The sequence below is a fragment of the Pseudarthrobacter sp. AL07 genome, assembly GCF_029960665.1.
Taxonomy (GTDB): Bacteria; Actinomycetota; Actinomycetes; order Actinomycetales; family Micrococcaceae; genus Arthrobacter.
In genome coordinates this window covers 246400-266737 of the sequence record NZ_JASBRB010000002.1, presented here as the reverse complement: position 1 = coordinate 266737, position 20338 = coordinate 246400, and the positions used below count along the sequence as shown (strand labels likewise).

The 20338-nt window shown below is 65.9% G+C and carries 18 protein-coding genes and 1 pseudogene; 7 read left to right on the top strand and 12 right to left on the bottom strand.

The window, feature by feature from the left end:
• Positions 1-121 precede the first annotated feature (121 nt).
• From QK290_RS03165 to QK290_RS03150, 4 genes and pseudogenes are all read right to left on the bottom strand, one after another.
• Positions 122-551 (bottom strand): annotated as a pseudogene (locus QK290_RS03165) (MFS transporter); the annotation flags it as partial.
• Between the two features lie 70 nt (positions 552-621).
• A complete protein-coding gene (locus QK290_RS03160; RefSeq protein WP_282329265.1) occupies positions 622-2043 on the bottom strand; it encodes a class II fumarate hydratase in 1422 nt (473 codons plus the stop codon).
• 76 nt (positions 2044-2119) lie between these two features.
• Positions 2120-2734, bottom strand: a complete 615-nt coding sequence (locus tag QK290_RS03155; protein WP_282329264.1) for a carbonic anhydrase — start codon at positions 2732-2734, stop codon at positions 2120-2122.
• Positions 2735-2743: 9 nt separating this feature from the next.
• Positions 2744-3403, bottom strand: a complete 660-nt coding sequence (locus QK290_RS03150; RefSeq protein WP_282329263.1) for a DUF4245 domain-containing protein — start codon at positions 3401-3403, stop codon at positions 2744-2746.
• Positions 3404-3622: 219 nt separating this feature from the next.
• Here QK290_RS03150 and glpX point away from each other — a divergent pair, with 219 nt between their 5' ends.
• Positions 3623-4645 (top strand): class II fructose-bisphosphatase, encoded by a 1023-nt coding sequence (gene glpX, locus QK290_RS03145; protein WP_181037131.1) that lies wholly within the window; start codon positions 3623-3625, stop codon positions 4643-4645.
• A gap of 62 nt (positions 4646-4707) precedes the next feature.
• Here glpX and QK290_RS03140 read toward each other — a convergent pair whose 3' ends face one another.
• From QK290_RS03140 to QK290_RS03115, 6 genes are all read right to left on the bottom strand, one after another.
• Complete coding sequence (locus QK290_RS03140) at positions 4708-5685, bottom strand: hypothetical protein (RefSeq protein WP_282329262.1); 978 nt, start codon at positions 5683-5685, stop codon at positions 4708-4710.
• A gap of 140 nt (positions 5686-5825) precedes the next feature.
• Positions 5826-6794, bottom strand: coding sequence for a peptidoglycan bridge formation glycyltransferase FemA/FemB family protein (locus tag QK290_RS03135; protein ID WP_282329261.1), 969 nt, complete (start codon positions 6792-6794; stop codon positions 5826-5828).
• Between the two features lie 3 nt (positions 6795-6797).
• A complete protein-coding gene (manA, locus tag QK290_RS03130; RefSeq protein ID WP_282329260.1) occupies positions 6798-8048 on the bottom strand; it encodes a mannose-6-phosphate isomerase, class I in 1251 nt (416 codons plus the stop codon).
• A 100-nt stretch (positions 8049-8148) separates the two neighbouring features.
• Positions 8149-9795: an LCP family protein gene (locus QK290_RS03125; RefSeq protein WP_282329259.1), complete on the bottom strand. Its 1647-nt coding sequence runs from the start codon at positions 9793-9795 to the stop codon at positions 8149-8151.
• A 10-nt stretch (positions 9796-9805) separates the two neighbouring features.
• Positions 9806-10384 carry a 5-(carboxyamino)imidazole ribonucleotide mutase gene (gene purE, locus QK290_RS03120; RefSeq protein ID WP_282329258.1) on the bottom strand — a complete coding sequence of 193 codons (579 nt, stop codon included), beginning with the start codon at positions 10382-10384 and terminating at the stop codon, positions 9806-9808.
• Complete coding sequence (locus QK290_RS03115; RefSeq protein ID WP_282329360.1) at positions 10381-11529, bottom strand: 5-(carboxyamino)imidazole ribonucleotide synthase; 1149 nt, start codon at positions 11527-11529, stop codon at positions 10381-10383. The genes purE and QK290_RS03115 overlap by 4 nt, the downstream gene beginning before the upstream one ends.
• Positions 11530-11750: 221 nt before the next feature.
• Here QK290_RS03115 and QK290_RS03110 point away from each other — a divergent pair, with 221 nt between their 5' ends.
• The gene (locus QK290_RS03110; protein ID WP_282329257.1) at positions 11751-12317 is read left to right on the top strand and encodes a GtrA family protein; all 567 of its coding nucleotides are present in this window, start codon (positions 11751-11753) and stop codon (positions 12315-12317) included.
• A 27-nt stretch (positions 12318-12344) separates the two neighbouring features.
• Here the strand turns inward: QK290_RS03110 and QK290_RS03105 are convergent, their stop codons facing one another.
• Complete coding sequence (locus QK290_RS03105) at positions 12345-13043, bottom strand: TIGR03089 family protein (RefSeq protein ID WP_282329256.1); 699 nt, start codon at positions 13041-13043, stop codon at positions 12345-12347.
• A gap of 412 nt (positions 13044-13455) precedes the next feature.
• Here QK290_RS03105 and QK290_RS03100 point away from each other — a divergent pair, with 412 nt between their 5' ends.
• The 3 genes from QK290_RS03100 to QK290_RS03090 are packed head-to-tail and all read left to right on the top strand — an operon-like array spanning position 13456 to position 18945.
• Positions 13456-13998, top strand: a complete 543-nt coding sequence (locus tag QK290_RS03100) for a WhiB family transcriptional regulator (RefSeq protein ID WP_282329255.1) — start codon at positions 13456-13458, stop codon at positions 13996-13998.
• On the top strand, positions 13998-17360 hold the full coding sequence (locus QK290_RS03095; RefSeq protein WP_282329359.1) for a glycosyltransferase: 3363 nt from the start codon (positions 13998-14000) through the stop codon (positions 17358-17360). Before QK290_RS03100 ends, QK290_RS03095 begins: the two co-directional genes overlap by 1 nt.
• Entirely contained in the window at positions 17353-18945 is a 1593-nt protein-coding gene (locus tag QK290_RS03090; protein WP_282329254.1) for a DUF5719 family protein, read from the top strand. Before QK290_RS03095 ends, QK290_RS03090 begins: the two co-directional genes overlap by 8 nt.
• Before the next feature lie 4 nt (positions 18946-18949).
• On the opposite strand, the gene QK290_RS03085 is transcribed toward QK290_RS03090, so the two are convergent.
• Positions 18950-19465: a metallopeptidase family protein gene (locus tag QK290_RS03085; protein WP_282329253.1), complete on the bottom strand. Its 516-nt coding sequence runs from the start codon at positions 19463-19465 to the stop codon at positions 18950-18952.
• Positions 19466-19586: 121 nt separating this feature from the next.
• Here QK290_RS03085 and QK290_RS03080 point away from each other — a divergent pair, with 121 nt between their 5' ends.
• Entirely contained in the window at positions 19587-19976 is a 390-nt protein-coding gene (locus QK290_RS03080; protein ID WP_282329252.1) for a DUF3499 domain-containing protein, read from the top strand.
• 80 nt (positions 19977-20056) lie between these two features.
• Positions 20057-20290, top strand: a complete 234-nt coding sequence (locus QK290_RS03075; RefSeq protein ID WP_193340239.1) for a Trm112 family protein — start codon at positions 20057-20059, stop codon at positions 20288-20290.
• Positions 20291-20338 lie beyond the last annotated feature (48 nt).

Below are 20338 nucleotides of genomic sequence, written 5' to 3'. Positions count from 1 at the left end.
CGTGACGGGAACAGCTCTTCGGTGACATACAACAGGGGCGCCGCGACCCCCAAGATCGCGGCGCCCCTGCCGGCTATCACTGTGGCTGCCGCCGCTGCGGCGTACAGCCGCACGACGCCGGTCAGCGGCGTCGGGAGGCCAGCTCGCCGTCGTCGTCCGTCAGGCTGTCCGAGGCGCCCCCGACGGCGGTCTCCTTCTCCGTCCTGCCCTTCAGCAGGGCCAGGTGCTCTGGTTCCAGGCGTTCTGCTTCCTCGCCGCCGACGGCCGCGCCGCGGGCCACCAGGCCGGCGGTGTCCGAGCGTGGGATCTGCTTCAGGGTGATGGCCAGGAGCAGCCTGTTCCGCTGATGCTCCGGCGCCGGTGAACGCGTTCGTCAGCGACTCCGTGAGCCGGTTGGTGAAAATCGCGCCGAACACGGCGACGCCCAAGGATGCGCCGACTTCGCGGAAGTAGTTGTTCGTGCTGGTCCCGGAGGACATCTGCAGGAACGTTGGGACGTAGGCAATGGCAGCGAACATGCCCAGGCCCAGCGTAAAGCCGATGGCCGTGGCGGCCGGCACCTTCCGTGGGAAGGTGCCGGCCGCGGTGGTTCGGTGGTGCTGAGTGCCTAGAAGCCGGGGGTCATGCCTTGTGCGGCGGGCGCGTCATGGACATAACGTCCAGCGCGGTGTCCAGCTGCTCTACGGTGACCTCGCCGCGCTCCAGGAAGCCCATGGCGACGACGGTCTCACGGATAGTGAGGCCCTCGGCCACGGCCTTCTTGGCGATCTTCGCCGCGTTCTCGTAGCCGATGTACTTGTTTAGCGGCGTCACGATCGAGGGGGACGCCTCGGCCAGGAAGCGGGCGCGCTCCACATTCGCGGTGATGCCATCGATCATCTTGTCCGCCATGACCCGGCTGGTGTTGGCCAGCAGCCGGATGGACTCGAGCAGGTTGGCGGCCATAACGGGGATGCCGACGTTGAGCTCGAAGGCGCCGTTGGTGCCGGACCATGCGATGGCGGTGTCGTTGCCGATGACTTGGGCGCAGACCATGATGGACGCCTCGCAGATGACCGGGTTAACCTTGCCCGGCATGATCGAGGAGCCCGGCTGCAGGTCCGGGATGGCGATTTCGCCAAGGCCCGTGTTGGGGCCGGAGCCCATCCAGCGGAGGTCATTGTTGATCTTCATGAAGGAGATCGCGATGTTGCGCAGCTGGCTGGAGCCTTCGATGAGGCCGTCGCGGTTGGCCTGCGCCTCGAAGTGGTCCCGGGCTTCGGTCAGAGGCAGTCCGGTGTCCGTGGCGAGAAGTTCGATGACTCGTTCCGGGAAGCCGGCCGGGGTGTTGATGCCCGTGCCCACAGCGGTGCCGCCGAGCGGGACTTCGGCGACGCGGGGGAGGGCGGCGTTGATGCGTTCGATGCCGTAGCGGACCTGGGCTGCGTAGCCGCCGAACTCCTGGCCGAGCGTCACCGGGGTGGCGTCCATGAGGTGGGTGCGGCCGGACTTGACGACGTCCTTGAACTCCACGGCCTTGCGCTCCAAGGACTCGGCCAGGTAGCCGAGCGCCGGGATGAGGTCGTTGATCAGGGCCGAGGTGGCGGCAACGTGGACAGACGTGGGGAAGACGTCGTTGGAGGACTGCGAGGCGTTGACGTGGTCATTCGGGTGGACAACTTTGTCGCTGCCGGCGGCCTTGAGGGCGCGGGTGGCCAGCTCGGCGATGACCTCGTTGGTGTTCATGTTCGAGGACGTGCCGGAGCCGGTCTGGAAAACGTCGATGGGGAAGTCGCCGTCGTACTTACCGGCAGCTACCTCATCGGCAGCCGCTGCGATCGCCTTGGCCAGCTCGCCGTCGAGCACCCCAAGTTCTGCGTTGGCCTGCGCGGCCGCCTTCTTGACCCGGGCGAGCGCCTCGATGTGCGCGCGTTCCAGGGTCTTACCGGAGATGGGGAAGTTTTCAACTGCACGCTGCGTCTGTGCACGGTACAGGGCGTTCACGGGGACGCGGACTTCGCCCATCGTGTCGTGTTCAATGCGGAATTCTTCAGTGGAGGTCATGGGGCTAGCTTAGGGCGATCCGTGGCCCGGACTAAAACCGTGAACCGCATGCTACGGGCAAGGATTCAGGCTCGGCTTAGACGTCGCCGATCCCGGAAACCACGTTCGCGCGGCCCTCGGCGAGACTGTAGGAGAGGCCGATCACCGCGGCGCGGCCGTTCTCGATTGCGGCGGAAATCACACGGGAACTGTCCACCAGGCGCTGGGACGTCTGCTTGACGTGCTCGACCACCATGTCGTTGATCTCGTGCTCGCCGTTCCGCATGGACGTCAGTACCGAAGGCGTGATGCGCTCCACCAGGTCCCGTATAAAGCCCACCGGCATGTTGCCTGTGTCCACTGCGGACTTGGTTGCAGTGACAGCGCCGCAGCTGTCATGCCCCAGCACCACGATCAGCGGCACCCCCAGCACGCTGATGCTGTACTCGAGGGAGCCCAATACGGCGTCGTCAATCACCTGGCCGGCGGTGCGCACCACAAAGGCATCCCCCAGCCCCAGGTCGAAGATGATCTCGGCGGCGAGCCGGGAGTCCGAGCAGCCGAAGATCACGGCAAACGGGTTCTGATTTTCCACCAGCGACGACCGGCGGGACGCGTCCTGGTTAGGGTGCGACGATTCGCCGGCAACAAAGCGTTCGTTGCCTTCGCGCATACGGCGCCAGGAAAGGGCAGGGGTCAGATAGGTAGTCACGGGCCTACTTTACGGGGCGGTACTGGCTGACGGTGAAACTGTGACAGCCGGATTGGCTTCCATGGACTGCACGACGGCGGCGGCGAGTTCCCCGAATTCGTCCAGCTGGGCGCTTCCCGTCAGCACAACGGTGGTTCCGCGGTAATTCAGCACCATGCTCTTTTCGCCTTTGCCGGTGTCATGCAGTTTCCAGTCCTGCCCGCCCGCCGCCCGCGTTCCTGTCACGGGAGCGCTCCTGGTCTGCTGGACGAGCCAGGTGGGGTTGGACTGGCGGGTCTGGACCAGGCCGATGAAGGACTCGTTCGGGGTCAGGTAGCCAACCTCCCAGGTGGGAACGCCGGTACCGCTGCCGGACTCCCATCGTGCGTAGTTGGATGTGAACGACTTGCCGGTGTCCGGTGTTACGGGTGTGAATCCGGCCACATCCGTGGCGTTCCGGGCAACGGCGCTGACATCGATGTCCGGGTGGAATCCGTCGCTCTTGGGGAGGGGGTTCATCAGGATAACGGGCAGGAAGGCGGCGATGCTGACCACCAGGGCAACGACCATGCCGATCACGGAGGCATTGGCGCGCTTTGCCGCTGCGGCCGGGATCACTGGGCGGACGGGGGCTGTTTCGGCAGTGCCTGCGCCATCGCCGTTTGCTCCGGGACTGGTCTTTTCCTGCATTTCGCTCACCTCTCTATAGTCGCCCATGTTCAGGCACAACTCACAGTCGGGGGAGTGCGGGAGGCTTACGGCCCATATTGCACCTCTGCGTCATGCCACGCCCTGAAGGCTCCGCCCAGACTATGATCAGTACCAGAGGAATCACCGCACCGGCTGAATCCGGCCGAGCGGGTCCAATGATCGCCACTCGAAGAAGAGGTTCACGTGTCACCAGCGCCTATGACCCAGCAGTACTCCACGATTTCCCCCTCCCTGGCCGTGGGCATCGACGAGCCAGACCGCAACCTTGCCCTCGAGCTTGTCCGCGTCACCGAGGCCGCGGCCATCGCCGGTGGCCACTGGGTTGGTTTCGGCGACAAAAACAAGGCTGACGGCGCGGCAGTTGACGCTATGCGCTCCTTCCTTCACACGGTCCATTTCAACGGTGTTGTGGTCATCGGCGAAGGCGAAAAAGATGAAGCCCCCATGTTGTTCAACGGCGAACATGTTGGCGACGGCACCGGTCCTGAGTGCGACGTTGCCGTGGACCCGATCGATGGAACGCGCCTGACGGCGCTCGGCATCAATAACGCCCTGGCGGTCCTTGCCGTAGCTGAACGCGGCTCCATGTTCGATCCTTCCGCCGTGTTCTACATGGAAAAACTGGTCACCGGCCCGGAAGCCGCCGACATGGTGGACCTCCGCCTGCCGGTAAAGCAGAACCTCCACCTGATCGCCAAGGCGAAGGGTGTGAAGGTCAACCAGCTCAACGTCATGATCCTTGACCGCGATCGCCACCGCCCCCTGGTCGAAGAGATCCGTGAAGCCGGTGCGCGCACCAAGTTCATCATGGACGGCGATGTTGCCGGCGCTATTGCCGCGGCCCGCTCCGGCACCGGCGTCGACGCCCTCATGGGCATCGGCGGCACCCCGGAAGGCATCGTTGCAGCCTGCGCCATCAAGTCGCTCGGCGGCGTTATCCAAGGCCGGCTGTGGCCCACCAGCGACGACGAGAAGCAGAAGGCGATCGACGCCGGCCACGACCTCGACCGAGTGCTGTCCACCAATGACCTCGTGTCCAGCGACAACTGCTACTTCGCGGCCACCGGCATCACCGACGGCGACCTCCTCAAGGGCGTTCGCTACTCCAAGGACAAGGTTCTCACCCAGTCCATCGTGATGCGCTCCAAGTCCGGCACCATCCGCTTTGTTGACGGCGAGCACCAGGCCAGCAAGTGGGAAGGTTACGCCCGCAAGAACTAGCAGGTTCTTCACCCCGCGTACTCCTGCGCGAACGGACACTTGAGGCCCCGAAACCGTGGGCCTCAAGTGTCCGTTCGCGCACGTCCCCTGCCACGGGAGCCACGTTGGACGTCCCCGGCCCGGTGGCGGGATTGCAAGGCGGCCTTCACCAGTTCGATGACGAAGGGTTTGTCTCCCTCAAGGTCCTCCTTGAAAACCCTGACTTCCGTCCATCCGAGCCGTTCAGTGACGGTCCGGCGTTTGTTGTCGAGCCGCACCTGGCGGGACTCCGAGTGATGGGCGCCGTCGTACTGCAGTGCCAAGCGATGCTGAACGTACGCCGCATCCGGCCACACCGCGGGCTGCCCCCAGCCATTGCGGATCACGTGGTTCAAAGCCGGTTCACCGAGGCCTGTGCGTGCCAGTGCCAGCCGCATCTTTGTTTCCTGTGGGGAATCGGCGCCAACCCTGATCTCGTCGATTGCCAGCCGTGCCGTTTTCATGCCCCTCATCCCCGGATGTGCAGCGATCATGCGGTGGAGATCATTGATCGTGGCCATTGGCTCCTTGGGCCGGGGAAAGTCTGTGCCGTGGCAGTTAACCACGGAATCGCCGACGGCGATTAACTCATCAACGGTGAGCAGATTTGCCAAATCCAGCCAGGTCCGGGCAGGCGAGGTGACGCGGACGCCGTCGTGCATCACCACTTCGCCTGGCTTGAACGTCATCCGATGGCCAACGACGTTCTGACGCCGGGGCCTGCTGCCGTCACGTTCCCGGGCCACGTGGATCCGCCAGTCGTCCTGTAGCCACGGCGGCAGCCCTAACTCCCATATTCTGCCGCCCGAGTTATGCGTGAGCACCGACGTTTCGTCCAGTGCCGTGTAGGCCTGGAGGTTGCCCGGGATGCCCGCGCCGCTTTCCAGAGGGATGCGGACGCCCCGGGATGGAATAACGACGTCAGGCTGCCGCTGCCGTTTGCGCGACACCCCCAAAGCCGCCGCGGTGGCCGACGTAAACGATCCGGTGAGTAGCTGCTCGGGGAGCGGTGAGAGAGCCATGCTTCAGTGTGCACACGTCTGGCGGTGGCAAAGCCGTTATCCACAGGCTTTGGACCCGTCGGATGCGCGAGAGGACACTTGTGGCCCTAAATCGGCGCCTTTTGGGGCCCCAAGTGTACGTTCGCGCCAGGAGGAGGGGCTTAAATGTTCGTTCGGGCGGACGAGGACGAGGCCAGGGCGCGCAGGTTGTCGCGCAGCTTGCGGGCCAGTTGGTACGCGTTATACCGGAGCTTTTGCACCGGGAGGTCCCAGGTGCCGGGGTACGCCACCTCGCGGCCGCCGAAGGACTTCTTGAACGCGGTGAATCCCGCCCATTTATGGTTGGGCTGATCTGCGGGCGCAACGCCCCACAAGTCCACGTGTTTCAGGCCCCGGTCCTTGGCGTCTGCCATCAGGGTCACCAGGAGCGGTATGCCCGCGCTGAGCTTGCGGTGGGTATCATCCAAGGCGGCGTGGGCATACGTCCTGGTGTCCGCGGAATCGTACGCGAAGGCTGCAGCGATCGGCTCGCCGTTGAGCTCGGCGATGAACAGCGTGGCTGCGCCGGCGGGCATCAGGGAGGCTGCCACCTGGGTCAGGTACTCGTCGCTCTGCGGCTTGAAGCCGTTCCGCCGGGCCGTCATGTGCAGGAACTCCAGCAGGATACTGATGTCGTCCGGGTCCTTCGACGTCCGGAAGGTCACGCCCTTCTTGTGGATGTTCCGGTAGAGGTTCCGGTTCACGGGTTTCATCGCGGCCAGGACGTCCTTGAAGTCACCTTCGAGGTCCACGATCCAGCTGAGCTCAGGCTGCTGGTTCACCGGCGCCGGCTGCAGGCCGCGCCGGCGGAGCTCCGCGGCGGCCGGTAACTCAAGACCCGAGGACACCGGCTCAATCCGGACAAACACCGCCCCGCACGACCGTGCGGTGGCAACCAGGGCGGCCAGGGCGGCGTCGAACGCCTCCACCGAGGATGCCACGGGTCCATAGGGGGCGTAGAGGACCTTGCCGGCCGGGTTTTTCTCCCCCACGGCCAGGAAGCTCCAGCCCGGACCTGACTGCTGATGGACGGTGCGGCCCAGGGACGCCTGGACTTCCGCCCAAGCGGGTGTCTGCAGGAAGAATTCCACGGTTCAGGCCTTCAGGGATGTGGTCACGGCGAAGGCAATGGCCGGTGACTCTGCTCCGGCCACGGGGTGGACATTGACCGGTGCTTCCGCAGCCGGCAGGAAGGCGCTGCCGCCGCGGGTCAGCTGCAGATCGCCCTTTGGCGAATCGAGATACACCGATCCGGCCACAACAATAACGACGACGGCGCCCGCCTGTGCCAGCGGGACCGGCTCCGCGCGGGGTGCCAGCTCGATCCGCTGAAGCTGGAACTCCCGGAAGGGCGGCTGATAGAGCTCCTGGCCAAGGCCGGAGAATTCCGGCGTCAGCCTGGGGATGGCCACCGACTGGAATTCGACGGTCCGGAGCAGCTCGGGTACGTCGACGTGCTTCGGCGTCAGCCCGCCCCGAAGCACGTTGTCCGAGGACGCCATGACCTCGACACCCATGCCGTGCAGGTAAGCATGCACTTTGCCCCCGGGGAGGTAGACGGCCTCGCCCGGGGCCAGTGAAATCCTGTTCAGCAGCAGCGAAATCAGTACGCCAGGATCGCCTGGGTACTTCTCGTTGAGGCTGATGACCGTGGAAAGTTCCGCCTGGTAGGGTGCCAGCGGAGCGCCGGAGATCAGGGCGGCCGCCACCAACGCTGTGGTGTGCGAGACGTCGTCGCCGCCTTTGATCAGCCGCTCGAAGGCACTCTTGAGACCGGCGTCCTCATCGGGGTTTTCCAGGATCTCCAGCACTTCCACCAGCAGGGGCGGGATCCCGGATTCCACCAAGTCGAAGCAGGCGGCAAGGTGGAGCAGGATCTCCCGGGTTGCAGCCGGCGCCCGGAACCCGCACAACGCTTCGAACGGGGTCAGTGCAAAGAGCATTTCCGGCTTGTGGTTGTCATCGCGGTAGTTGCGGTGATCGGCATCGGGCGCAATGCCTTCAGCATTCTCCAGGGCGAATCCTGCTCTGGCCTGTTCAATGCTGGGGTGGACCTGGAGCGACAGAGGTTGGGCGGCGGCAAGGATCTTGGTCAGGAAGGGGAGCCGTGGGCCAAACTCTGCCACAGATTCGCTGCCCAGGAAATGTTCCGGATCTTCGGCAATCAAGGCGTCCAGCGCTGCCACGGAACCGTCCGCCCGGCGGGCCATGGAAGGGGCGCCGGGATGGGCTCCGATCCAGAGCTCGGCTTCCGGCCGTCCGGACTCGGGGCGTCCCAGCAGCGCTGCGATGGCTGTGGTGGATCCCCAGGCGTAGTCGCGGAGGACGTTCTCAATTTCGTACACAGCCGGTGTCCATTCTTGGTCTACAGGTCTACTGGTCTACAGGTCTTCGTGTTCGTGCAGTCAGGGTGTTGCGGCCGGGATTCCGGCGAAGGCGCTGGGCCTAGAGCGGCGCGCACTTGCCGTTGGTGGCCACCAGTTCGCGCAGGGCCTGTTCGTTGCCTTCGCTCTTGAGCTGGTTCAGCATCGCCTCGGTGATCGGTTCGCCGGCGGGCGTTGTGGTTACCGGGGTGAAGTCCGACGGCGGGGCAGTCTGCGCGGGGGTTCCACCGGCTGCCGGGAACGCAGCCATGGGCACCCGCGCCGACGCCTGCAGCCGACCGCCCGGCGTAGCGGGCTCAACGGGGCCGTCGACGGGCGAGGCAGCCCGGGGTCCCGACGCGGAGGCCAGCAGCTCGTCCACCTTGTCGTGAATGATGTCAAAGTCGGGCACCGTGGAGAAGGACGCGTCAAAATCCGGCGGTCCGATGGTCAGCCGTTTGACCTCCTGGCCCTTGGCCTTCATGGCGAGATCCACGAAACTGCCCAGCTGGGAGGAGGAGATGTTTGACTCAACAACTTTGGTGCCCGCACTGGCGATGTCCTCAAACTTCGAGAGGAGGGTTGCCGGGTCCAGTTGTTTGAGCATGGCCTGCTGGACGCACTGTTGCCGCTGGATCCGGGCGTAGTCGTCAACAAACTCGCGGGAGCGTCCGTACCAGAGCGCGTGAAAGCCATCGAGCTTCTGATCACCGGCGGGAATCCAGCCGTCCGGCATGCCGTGTATGCCGTTGGCCTCATCGATCATGGGGCCGCTGATCGGCACCCAGCCGCCAGCCTTGATCCGGATTCCACCCATGGCGTCGATCAGTTTGGCGAAGCCGTCCATGTCCACCAGCACGTAGGCCTGGACGGTGATGCCGAGGGTTCCCGACACCGCCTCAAGCGTGGCCTGCGCACCGGGGTCTGCAACGCCTGGGTACAGGTCCGCGTGTTCGTTTGTCACTTCGGTGTTGATGGCGTTGATGAGGCACTCGTTGCCGCAGTCGTAGCCGTCCGGGTAGAGCTTGCGCATGGGCGAACCTTCGCTGAACTGGGCGTCCTGCAGGTTGCGCGGCACTGAGATGATGGCAGTCTGGCCGGTCTTGGCGTCCACGCTGAGCACGGAGAGGCTGTCCGGGCGCCGGCCTGTGCGGTCGTCGCCGGCGTCACCGCCCATCATCAGGAAGTTGTAGCGGCCGTCCGCGGGATCGATCGTTGGGCCCCCAGCGAAGATGCTGCCGATGGCGTTGCGGCCCACGTTCAGGAGGTACGCGGCATACCCAAGGGTGCCGCTGCCCAGGACCAGGGCAAGGACCAGGGCGATGCCGACGGCGGGACGCGCCGCCGGTGCCAGCAGGACGGGGCGGATCAGCCGGAGTGTGTTGATGAACAGGAATGCCCATCCGAGCGCCAGTGCGACCAGGACCAGGATGATCGCCAGCGAGGCAAATTGATTGGTGAGGATGTTGATCAGGAGCGACCGGTTAACTGCCAGCAGCAGCAGGATGACCGCCAGCAAAGCCCACGCGCTGAGGGTGACGCGCAGCGCAACGCGGCCAAGCTTGCGGTCGCCGGCCACAATCTGGGCGCTGCCGGGCACCAGAAGGGTCATCAGGACCAGGGCCAGGCCCCGTTTAGTCCGGACTGGCGCGGAGGCGCTGGACGGATACCGGACAGGATCAGTCATGACTGTGCCGGTTGCTGACTGCTGCGGTTCGCTTCTGGGCATGTCGGGTTCCTTAACGGCTGCCCCGGAGAACACCATTGCCGTCGGCGAAGACTTCGCTGACTTTTTGTCTGAGGTTGGCTCCCTTGCGGGTGGCGGCGTCGTTGAGTTCCTGGGCGAACTCCACGAGGTCGGCGCGGAGCGAGGCTGCCAGCTGGTCCGTTCCCGACGCGAGGATCCGGACCGCGAGCAGGCCTGCGTTCCGGGCACCGGCAATGGACACTGTGGCTACGGGGACGCCGGCCGGCATTTGCACGATGGAGAGGAGGGAATCCATACCGTCCAGGGTCTTCAGTGGGACCGGGACGCCGATGACGGGCAGGGGCGTCACGCTTGCCAGCATGCCTGGAAGGTGGGCGGCTCCGCCGGCGCCGGCGATGATGACCCGGAGGCCGCGCTTGTGGGCGGTCTGGCCGTACCGGATCATTTCGGTGGGCATCCGGTGAGCGGAGACCACATCGGCTTCGAACGGGATGCCGAACTCAGCCAGTGCATCCGCGGCGGCTTCCATGACCGGCCAATCCGAGTCTGAGCCCATGACCAGCCCAACGATGGGACGGAGGCCGGTGTCGGCGGTGGTTTCGGTAGTCATGCGTTCTCCTCGGAAATCCGTGCTGATTCTTCGCTGGGAGCCCGGCCGTCGCGGATGATGGCCGCCACCCGGGTTGCGCGTTGCCGGACCGAGTCCACATCATCGGTGGAGGTCCCCACCAGGTTGACATGGCCAATCTTGCGTCCCGGACGCACGAACTTGCCGTAGCAGTGGACCTTGGCGGCCGGCTCGCTGGCAAGGGCGGCAGGGTAGGCGGAAAACAGGTCCTGGTTGGCGCCGCCGAGGAAGTTCTTCATGACCACTACCGGGCCCAGAATATCGGTGGCACCCAACGGCAAGTCCAGGACCGCCCGCAGGTGCTGCTCAAACTGGCTGGTAACGGAACCGTCCTGGGTCCAGTGGCCGGTGTTATGGGGCCGCATGGCGAGTTCGTTGATCAGAAAGCCGACGCCGGAGCCCGGCGTTTCAAAGAGTTCCGCCGCCATCACTCCGGTGACGCCCAGTTCCGAGGCGACGCGCAGCGCCGCGTCTTCCGCGGCCGCGGCGACTTCGAGGGGGATGTCCAGGGCAGGGGCAATGACTTCGTCGCAGACACCATCCACCTGGATGGTATGCACCACCGGCCACGCCCTCGCTTCGCCGCCCGGTGTCCGGGCCACCAGTGCGGACAATTCGCGGCTGAACTCAACCTTGGCTTCGGCGAGGAGCGGGCTCATGGCCTCGAACCACGGACCAGCCTCTCCGGCGGCGTCGGCGGAATCGATGATCCGCACGCCCTTGCCGTCGTAGCCGCCGCGGGGCATCTTGAGGACAACGGGCCAACCGGTTTCGTTGCCGAAATCCACGAGCGCGGCGACGTCAGCCACGGCAGCCCACGTGGGGTTTGGGAGACCCAGGCTGTCGATGGCAGCCCGCATCACGAGTTTGTCCTGGGCATTAACGAGGGCGTCCGGACCGGGCTGGACATTGACTCCGGCGGCCAAAAGCGCCCGGAGGTGGTCCGTGGGAACGTGTTCGTGGTCGAACGTCATGACATCCAGGCCGTCCGCGAAGTCGAGGAGTGTCTGGAGGTCCTTGTAGTCACCTATCGGTGACGTGGATACGGCTGAAACGGCTGAAACGTCCTCCGCCTCAGCCAGGACGCGGAGTTCAAAGCCAAGGGCGGTAGCGGCCGGGGCCATCATGCGCGCGAGTTGGCCGCCGCCAACAACGCCGATTACTGGAAAAGTCACATGTGCCAGCCTACAGAAAAGCTCACCGGATCCGGGCTTTGGGACGCCGAGGGGCCCGCATTTCGGGTATTTTCGTCACCACTCTGCACTCTGCGGGGGGCCGGTTCACTGTTTTCGGGTCTAAAATGGACCTCCGGCCGTGTGGCCCATTGAACGGACGGCCATGGAGGGTCATGTTTAGCGCACTTTCAGATCGTATCCGGGGGCTCGCCTCGCTATTTTGGCGTGAAGTAGCCAAGTTCGGTGCCGTAGGCGGTGTGGCGTTCGTCATTGACTCAGCAATCTTCATTTGGCTGTTCACCGGTCCGATGCACGGCAGCGAGGTCTGGGCCAAGGCCGTGGCAACCATCGTGGCCAGCGTCTTCTCGTGGGTTGCCAACCGCTACTGGACGTTCCGCCACCGCAAGCAGGCCAATGTGGCCCGCGAGGCCGGGCTCTTCGCCATCATGAACCTGGTAGGACTCCTGATCGCTTCAGGCTGCGTCTGGTTCGCGAAGTACATCCTGGACCTGAACGACAAACCCTCGCTCTTTATTGCCGGCAGCGTGGTGGGCCTGGTCCTGGGCACCATTTTCCGCTTCTTCGCTTACCGGTTCTGGGTCTTCAACGAAGAACTGGACCAGGAGCCGGAGTTCTCGCACGACCACGAGCTCATCGAGCGTCATCATCAGGAGAAGGCCGCCGCCCTGCGGGGTGAACAGCCGGACGGGGACTCGCCGGAAAGCAGCCGGCAGCCCTGACACAGCCGGCACCCGTGACGCAGGCGGCTATTTGCCGTGGATGCGTTCCGCGGCCAGCAGCTTGTCCGTGAGCTCCACATCGGGGTGCGCCAGCACCACTGAGCCGCCGCTGTGCCACGCGCCGAGCGAGTTCGCGAGCGCCGGTTCCAGACCTTCGGCAGCGGGGACCAGGAGCCTGACGCCTTCCTCATGCGAGGCCGCAAAGCCAGAGATCAGTTCTTCGTGGATGTGCTGCTGGCCTGCTCCTGCCCGAATGGCGTAGGCGGCGCCCGACGGATCCGTGTGCGCCATGAAGACGTCACCGTGGGAGCGCACCTCGGCGGCGTAGTCGAGGACTCCGGCAGGCAGCTCACCCGGCCACCGCATCGCCAGCGCAGGCAGCGCGACGGCTATGACGGCGTCGTACTTTGCCCCAACGGTTCCGGGCCGGTCGGTGACGAGGAGTTCCGATGCCCCGCCGTCGAGCACTGTTTCCATGCCCAACTGCCAGGCGGCCAGCGCCCAGATCATTGACTTCCAGTGAGCTGGCAAATCAAGGCTCAGCCGCATACCGGGTTCTGCGTCGAGTTCGTCCTGCAACAGATTGCTGGTTTTTGCCACCCAATTGTCCAACACGCGGCCGGAGAGTTCCACGCGTTCGGAGTCCGGGCCGTACCAGGTAAGGCGGGGCGACGTGGCGTGGCCGGAACGCAGGGTGGTCATCAGATCTATCGCCGGGATACTCATGGCTTTATCTTGTCACGGACGCTGTAGGGCGTCCCTGGCGGGGATGCCCCGCGCGGAGTCCCTCAAGAGCGCAGGAGGGCCCAGCCGCGCTGTGATGTTACTCACAGCAAGTTTGTCATCTTATTTGTCTTATTCGGACTGCGCCTGTATTTTCGACCGCTATTCAGCGGAACCCGTTCACTTGGCGTGCCGATGCAGGCCGTCAGGCCTTTGACGCGCCGGGCCTTCGGAAAACTCCCGGGCGTGGCGTGCCAGCATTTGGCCCGGAAAGTTGATTATTATCCCGTCCACAGCTTGACTCCCCACTAGTTACACACGTGTAATTAGATATCGAAAGTCGCTGCATAAATTCAGGCACACAACCGAGTGTCTAAGAATCCAGGCAGGGACTGCAACTTTCAGGAGGGTCGCCGTGGGGCTAGCAGAGCGTATCCATGAAGATGCCGTCGCCGGCCAGGCAACGGCTAAATACCGCGCACGGGGGGTACCGAGCGACTGGTATGTGGATCCTGCCGATCCTGACGCGGCGGACCGCTACAACCGCAACACCAAAGACTCGCCCCGGGACCAGGCTACGGCCCTCCTGGCGGCGCACGAAGCACTGCTTGACGGCGGACACGACCAGGACGATGACGACCTGGACCCGCCCATGGAACTGCGCACCCCGGCACAGGGGGCAAGCACCCAGCCGGTGTGGATCGGACTGCCATTCCGGCAGGACTTCGACGACGAAGGCGAACTCGGCTGGCAGACTGATGCATTGTGCGCGCAAACGGATCCGGAGGCCTTCTTCCCGGAGAAGGGCGGATCCACGCGCGACGCCAAGAAGGTCTGCGGTGCATGCAATGTGCGGTCGCAGTGCCTGGAATACGCGCTGGCTAACGACGAACGGTTTGGCATTTGGGGTGGCCTTTCCGAGCGTGAGCGCCGGCGGCTAAGGAAGCGAGCAATCTAATTCTTCAGGAAGTACACGTCACTGCCGTTGTGGTGTCCCACAACGGCAGTGCCTATCTCCCCAAAACCCTGGCTGCCCTCGCGGACCAGACCCGGCCCGCGGATGCCCATATCGGAGTGGACACGGGATCGAGAGACGACTCCGCTGTCCTCCTGGAGCGGGCCTTCGGCGCAACCAATGTGAGCACTTTCCCGCACGGCAAGAGCGGCATGGGCGGCGCGGTACGTGCCGGACTCGACACCCACGCGCCCTTGGAAGGCCAGCCCCAGCGAGCCGCCACAGAGTGGATCTGGCTGATTCACGACGATGCGGCCCCGGCGCCGGAGGCGTTGGCTGAACTCCTCAGCGCCGTGGAACGCGCACCGTCCGTGACAGTGGCTGGCTGCAAGCAACTGGACTGGCACACCGAACGCCGGCTGATCGACGTCGGACTCTCCACCAGCCGCTGGGCCGAGCGGCTTACCCTGATCGATGCCGACGAACTGGACCAGGGCCAGTACAACGGCCGCACTGACACCTTTGCTGTGAACTCGGCCGGCATGCTGGTCCGCAGGGACATTTGGGAGCTCCTGAAAGGGTTCGACCCCGCACTGCCCGGCACCGGCGACGACGTCGACTTCTGCTGGCGCAACCGCCTTGCCGGGCACCGCGTGGTGGTGGTTCCCACTGCGCGGATGTTCCACGTAGCCCATCGGCCCCATGCCCAGGGAAACGCCGCCGCGGCGCGGAAGGCCCAGGTCCATCTGCGCCTCAAGCATGCACCGCTCTGGAAGGTGCCTGTCCATGCGGCCGGGGCGCTGCTGGGCAGCCTTTTCAAACTCGTGCTGAGCATTGCTGTCAAGGATCCCGGGCATGGTTTCTCCCAGCTGGTGGCCACGTTCGCTGCCCTGGCCCGGCCGGGCGCCGTCGCCAAGGCACGCAGGACGGCGTCCAGCAGCCGGCGGATCCGGCGGTCGGTCATCAAAAAGCTGCAGACGCCGCGGCGTGAAGTCTGGAACCACCGCCGCTCCCTTATGGAGGCCCTGGGCGCCGACAACTCCCCGGCCGACGGCCTGGTCCATGACCCCATGGCGGACCAGCCAACAGGGGACGCAGCAGATGACTTCGCTGCGCTGACCACCAGCGAACGGGGTTGGGTGGGCGCCGGTGCCCTGGCTGCCGTGCTTATCGCGTCCGTGGCTTCCCTCACGGCGCTCAGCGGGCTGTTCCGGGCCGAAGCCGTCTCAGGTGGAGGCGTCATTCCGGTGTCCTCCACCCTTGGCGAAGTCTGGCACCACGCATCCAGCTGGTGGATCAGCCTGGGAGCAGGGCTTCCGGGCAGGGGAGACCCTTTCGACTATGTGCTGTGGATCCTTGGCCTGCTCGGTGGGGGAGATGCCAACGCGGCCATGGCGTGGCTCCTGCTGCTCGCCGCTCCGCTGGCCGGTCTGACGGCGTGGTTTGCGGCCGGTGGCCTGACCATTCGGCGCCGCTTCCGACTCGTTGCCGCACTCTTCTGGGCGGCCGCTCCAGCCTTGCAAATAGCGCTGAACCAAGGCCGCGCGGGCGCCCTGGTGGCCCACATCATGATTCCACTGCTGGTTCTGGCGCTCTTGCGCGCCACTGGGTCGGCCGTGGGCCACGGACGTTTTATTGTCCCGTCCCCGGAAGACCGGCGATTCACTGAAAAACCGCCTGCACGGCCGGGGATCAACGGCATGCCGTCCTGGACCGCCGCCGCCGCCGCGGGGTTGGTGCTGGGCGTTGTGACCGCGTCGGCTCCTTCACTGCTGATTCCCGCCACGGTACTTATCGTGCTCTGCGGGCTGATGCTTGGCCGTCGTGGCCGCACGGTGTGGTGGGCCCTGCTGCCCAGCGCGGCGCTCTTTATTCCTTTTGGCCTGTCCGTCATCGACCGGCCGCGGGCATTGCTGGCAGACCCCGGGGTTCCGCTGGGATTTGAGGCGGCCCCGCTATGGCAGCAGTTCCTGGGCCAGCCGCTGCTTTTCTCCGCCGAAGGTGGATTGTCAGGCCTTCCGTTCTTCAGTGGCCAGGCCATCCCGTGGGCACTCGTGCTCGCACTGCTGCTGGCCGTTCCTGTCCTGCTGCTGGCCGTTGCCGCCCTGTTCCTCCCGGGTAAGCGCAGCAGGACCGCACGTGTTCTCTGGGTGGCGGCACTGGTGATCTTCGCCGGTGGCTGGCTGGCCGGGCACGTTGCCACCGGCGCCACTGCGGACACCCTGGTGACACCGTTCACCGGTCCGGCCGTCTCGGCCGGCGGATTCGCCCTGGTCGGAGCAGCCCTGATCGGTGCCGAGCGGTTGCTTGATGCCGCAGACCGGGCAGTCTCGCCCAGTGTTCGGCGCACGGTGGCGCTCCGCTCCGCGACGGCGCTTGCCATGGTGGTGCTGCTGGCCGGTCCGCTGGCCGGCATGGCGGTGTGGTCGGCGCAGAACCTGCTCCGTTCCACCGCCACGGCCCGCCCCGCCGAAGTGGCGTCCGGTCCTGCGCTGGGAACGCCGCGCCTGGTGGAGGCAGGCAGTGCCCGGACGCTTCCCGCCACGGCCATCGACCGGGGCACCGGGCCGGAGCAGGCACGCACACTGCTGATCAGCACCCAGGAAAACGGCATCTATGACGCGGCCCTGATGCGTGGCGCCGGGACCACGCTGGACAGCATGTCAGCCATCGCCGCAGCCCGGAACATTCTCGGCGCACCCGGCCAGGAGACAATCAGGGATGACGACGACGTCACGGCGTCCATCCGAAGCGTCGTGGCCACCCTGGTGGCCGGGCAGGGTGTGGATCCCCGGCCCGGGCTTGAGCGCCTGGGCGTCGGGTTCGTGGTGCTGCGCTCGGCAGATACGGCCGCCCAGCTTACGGCCAGCAGAATGGACGCCGTGCCGGGGCTTGTTGCCGTCGGCCAGACGGACGTCGGCTGGCTTTGGCGGATTACGCCGCTGAACCAGCCTGTGCTGCAGCCTGCCGATGTCGGCCATCGCGTCAGGATTGTGGACGGGGCAGGAGCCACGGTGGCGCTCTTACCGTCCAGGTATGACGACGTCGACACCGCCGTCGCCGGGGGCCCGGAAGGGCGGCTGGTGGTGCTCGCTGAACGGGCGGACCCGGGATGGAGCGCCTGGTTCGACGGGCGGAGGCTCACGGCAACGACGTCCGGCTCGGCCCAGGCGTTCACCTTGCCGGCCTCCGCCGGACAGCTGAACATCCGCTACGAAGCGCCCGGGGCCCTTTGGTCCGGACTCGCACAGATCACGGTGATCGGACTCACTGTAATGCTCGCCATTCCCATGCCCGCGCGCCGGCCCAACACCGGGCTGTCGCGGGACGAAGGATCTTTGCGTAAGGAACACCAGAATGCATAAGGACGCCGCCCGCAGGACCCCGCGCAAGCAGATGCTGGCAGGCCTGGTCTCGGCTGTGGGGATTGTGGCCGCGGCCGGAGCGGTGCTCGCTGCCGCGTCGGTGGCTCCGCAGCCGGCGGGCAGCCGCAGCATTCCGGCCGTGCTGGTAGCTGTTCCTGCCGGGGCCAGCACAGGGGTATGTGCCGGCCCGGCCCGCCTGCTCGAAGGGACTGAGGCGGGCACTGATCCCCAGTTCAGCCCCGAATCCGCGACGGCGAAGAGCGCCGTCACGGGCGCCGTCCTGAGCGCCCCCGGCGGGGTTCTTCCCGGGAGCAGGCTCGCCGCGCTTGACGGGACGCCCGCCGTCGAGATCGCCAGGGACGGCAGCCAGCCCGGCCAGGGGACAGGTCCCCAGGACCTGACCGCCGGCGTCCTCGCCGGGCATAGCGTGGATGACGCCACCCTCCTGAGCGCCGACGCCCAAGCCAGCCAGAAACCCTCCGCCGCCGGCGTTGTTAAATTCACTGCCACGGACGGTGACCTGCAGGGGTCGGCCGCTGCCAACTGCCAGCCACCCGCCAACGATCTCTGGCTCTCGGGCGCAAGCACCACTGTGGGCCGCACTTCCGTCCTCGTGCTCAGCAACGCTTCAAGCACCCCTTCCACCGTCAGCCTGGAGCTCTTCGGCAGCAAGGGCCAGATCCAGGCCCCGGGCAGCAGGGGTCTCCTGGTCGCACCGGGCGGTACCCGCTCAATAGTCCTGGCCGGCTTGGCGCCGGGTGAAGCCCAGCTCACGGTTCATGTCCGGAGCGCAGGCGGCCCGGTGGCCGCGGCCATCCAGCAGAGTGTCCTGCGGGGACTTACGCCCGGCGGCGTTGACTTCATCGTTCCTGGGGCCGCTCCCGCCGCACGGCAGGTCATGACCGCGGTAGACATCCAGGACGCCGGCGCGATCTCCGCCCTCACGGGAAACAGCGGCTACAACGATGCAGGGCCTGCGCTGGCGATCACGGTGCCCGGACCGTCGGACGCGGTAGTGGAGGTTAAGCTCTTCGGCCGGGACGGCCAGAAAGCCCTCCCAGGCGGCGGTGTGGTCACGGCAAAAGCCGGGGCCGTCACCGAGATTTCGCTGGCGGGTGTCCCTCCCGGCCACTACACGGTGTCCACCAGTTCGGACGTGTCCTTTGTGGCTGCAGCCCGCGTCACGCGGGGCATCACGAAGGAGAAAGCCTCGGACGTGGCCTGGGCTGCCTCCGGTGTCCGGCTGGGAAGCCAGCACGTGGTGCCCGTGCCCCAGGGCGGTGACCGGATCCTGGTGTTCGGCGTCCTCGAGAACCGGGCCACGGTCACCTACGCTGCCATCACCGCGGACGGCAAGATCCGCGCTGCCGCAACTGCCGACGTCGCTGGCGGCGCCACAACGTCCATCAAGGTCCCCGAGAAGGTGGACGAGTCGGAAGTAGTGGCCTACGTTGTCTCCGCTTCGGGTGACGCCGCCTACGGCGCGCTGCTCCTGCAGCAGGAGGGCCGGGACGACATTTCCACGGTGGCCTTTACGCCGGCCGCTGCAGGGCACGAAAAGGTGCCGGTCTCCCTGGGATACTGACCGGTCAGTACCGGCGGCGGTAAACCGGATCCAGAGTTTCCGGCGCCACGCCAAGCATCTCGGCGGTGTGTTCCACCACAACGTCGTGCACCAGGTCCTGGAGTTCCTCCCGGCTGCCGCAACCCTGCTCAACTACCCGGCGGTACAGGGTGATCACAGGGCCCTCCTCGGCGGTGGCGGGAGTGTAAGCGCCCATGGGAGGCGGTGCGGCCTCGGCCACCAACTGCTCCAGCTGCGGGGGTATTTCGTCCACGGCAAACCGTACGCCATCGAGCGTTTTGCCCCAGATGTCATGGAGCCGCTGCGCGGAATCCAGCACCATCTCATCAAAGCGGTCCGAGCGCGTCCGATATCCGGGGAGTGTGGGCAACATCAGCTCCCCGCGCAGGCCGCGGCCGTGGCGGTTCCGGCGGCGCATCGCAAAGCTGCGGCCGGACGAACCCAAGCCCGTTTCTGCGGCGCGGACATCCGGGTCAGCCAAACGGACCGAAAAAGCTGAATCTTGGTTCGAGGACTGCATACCTTGACTGTAAACCCGGGCGCAGAATTACGCGACATAACCCCGGTTTGCGTGCCGGGGCGCGGCGGTCGTTTCGGCAAATACTCCGAACGGGCAAGGATACGGAGTAGTCTGTGATGTCGTGGGAGCTATCCGTCAATGTTCAAGGTCAGCCTGCCGTCAGTCGGCGGTGGCAACTTTGACGTACGTCTATTCCGATTCCACCGCTGTCCTGGGTCCGCTTGCCACCTACGCCGAGCCTCATTGTTACGATTTGTGCGAGCAGCACGCTGGCTCCCTGACGGTGCCCCGCGGCTGGGAAGTGCTTCGTTTGGCGATGCCGACCAGCCCGCAGCAGCCTGGACCGGACGACCTCCTGGCCCTTGCCAACGCGGTCCGCGAAGCGGCGGGACAGCCGCCGAAGCAGCAGACCACGCCGGGCCAGCGGGTCTCGCATTCAGCGCTGGAGGCCCCAGCCGGCACGGAAGGCGTCCGCCGGGGGCATCTGCGCGCACTGCGCGAACCTTCCTGAGGTGGATCTGGCGGTAGGCTGGAACCTGCTAATCAGTCAGCCAACGGCGCGAACGCGCGCCCCTGTCGGGAGCACCAATCATGCCAAAGATCAGTCCTGAACTGTTGTCCGTCCTCCGCTGTCCCGTGACCGGTTCGCCTGTGGTCCAGGAAGGCGAGGAGCTTGTGTCGACGGCGGCCGGAGAGTCGGGCGTAAAGCTGCGCTACCCGATCGAGGACGGTATCCCGCTGCTGCTGCCGCCGGAACTTCTCCAGGCCGCTACCGCTGCCGGCTCGGACCAGCACGATCCCGCTGTCCGGCCGGCCACGGACTAAATGCCGGCTGCGGAGAGAACCGCAGGTACTGCCCAGGCAGCGCCTGGA

What these genes read in the sequence shown, in the direction of transcription:
- QK290_RS03160 (WP_282329265.1), bottom strand. Translation starts at nt 2,043, where the DNA reads ATGACCTCCACTGAAGAATTCCGCATTGAACACGACACGATGGGCGAA.
- QK290_RS03150 (WP_282329263.1), bottom strand. Translation starts at nt 3,403, where the DNA reads ATGCAGGAAAAGACCAGTCCCGGAGCAAACGGCGATGGCGCAGGCACT.
- glpX (WP_181037131.1), top strand. Translation starts at nt 3,623, where the DNA reads ATGACCCAGCAGTACTCCACGATTTCCCCCTCCCTGGCCGTGGGCATC.
- QK290_RS03140 (WP_282329262.1), bottom strand. Translation starts at nt 5,685, where the DNA reads ATGGCTCTCTCACCGCTCCCCGAGCAGCTACTCACCGGATCGTTTACG.
- QK290_RS03125 (WP_282329259.1), bottom strand. Translation starts at nt 9,795, where the DNA reads ATGCCCAGAAGCGAACCGCAGCAGTCAGCAACCGGCACAGTCATGACT.
- purE (WP_282329258.1), bottom strand. Translation starts at nt 10,384, where the DNA reads ATGACTACCGAAACCACCGCCGACACCGGCCTCCGTCCCATCGTTGGG.
- QK290_RS03115 (WP_282329360.1), bottom strand. Translation starts at nt 11,529, where the DNA reads ATGATGGCCCCGGCCGCTACCGCCCTTGGCTTTGAACTCCGCGTCCTG.
- QK290_RS03110 (WP_282329257.1), top strand. Translation starts at nt 11,751, where the DNA reads ATGTTTAGCGCACTTTCAGATCGTATCCGGGGGCTCGCCTCGCTATTT.
- QK290_RS03105 (WP_282329256.1), bottom strand. Translation starts at nt 13,043, where the DNA reads ATGAGTATCCCGGCGATAGATCTGATGACCACCCTGCGTTCCGGCCAC.
- QK290_RS03090 (WP_282329254.1), top strand. Translation starts at nt 17,353, where the DNA reads ATGCATAAGGACGCCGCCCGCAGGACCCCGCGCAAGCAGATGCTGGCA.
- QK290_RS03085 (WP_282329253.1), bottom strand. Translation starts at nt 19,465, where the DNA reads ATGCAGTCCTCGAACCAAGATTCAGCTTTTTCGGTCCGTTTGGCTGAC.
- QK290_RS03075 (WP_193340239.1), top strand. Translation starts at nt 20,057, where the DNA reads ATGCCAAAGATCAGTCCTGAACTGTTGTCCGTCCTCCGCTGTCCCGTG.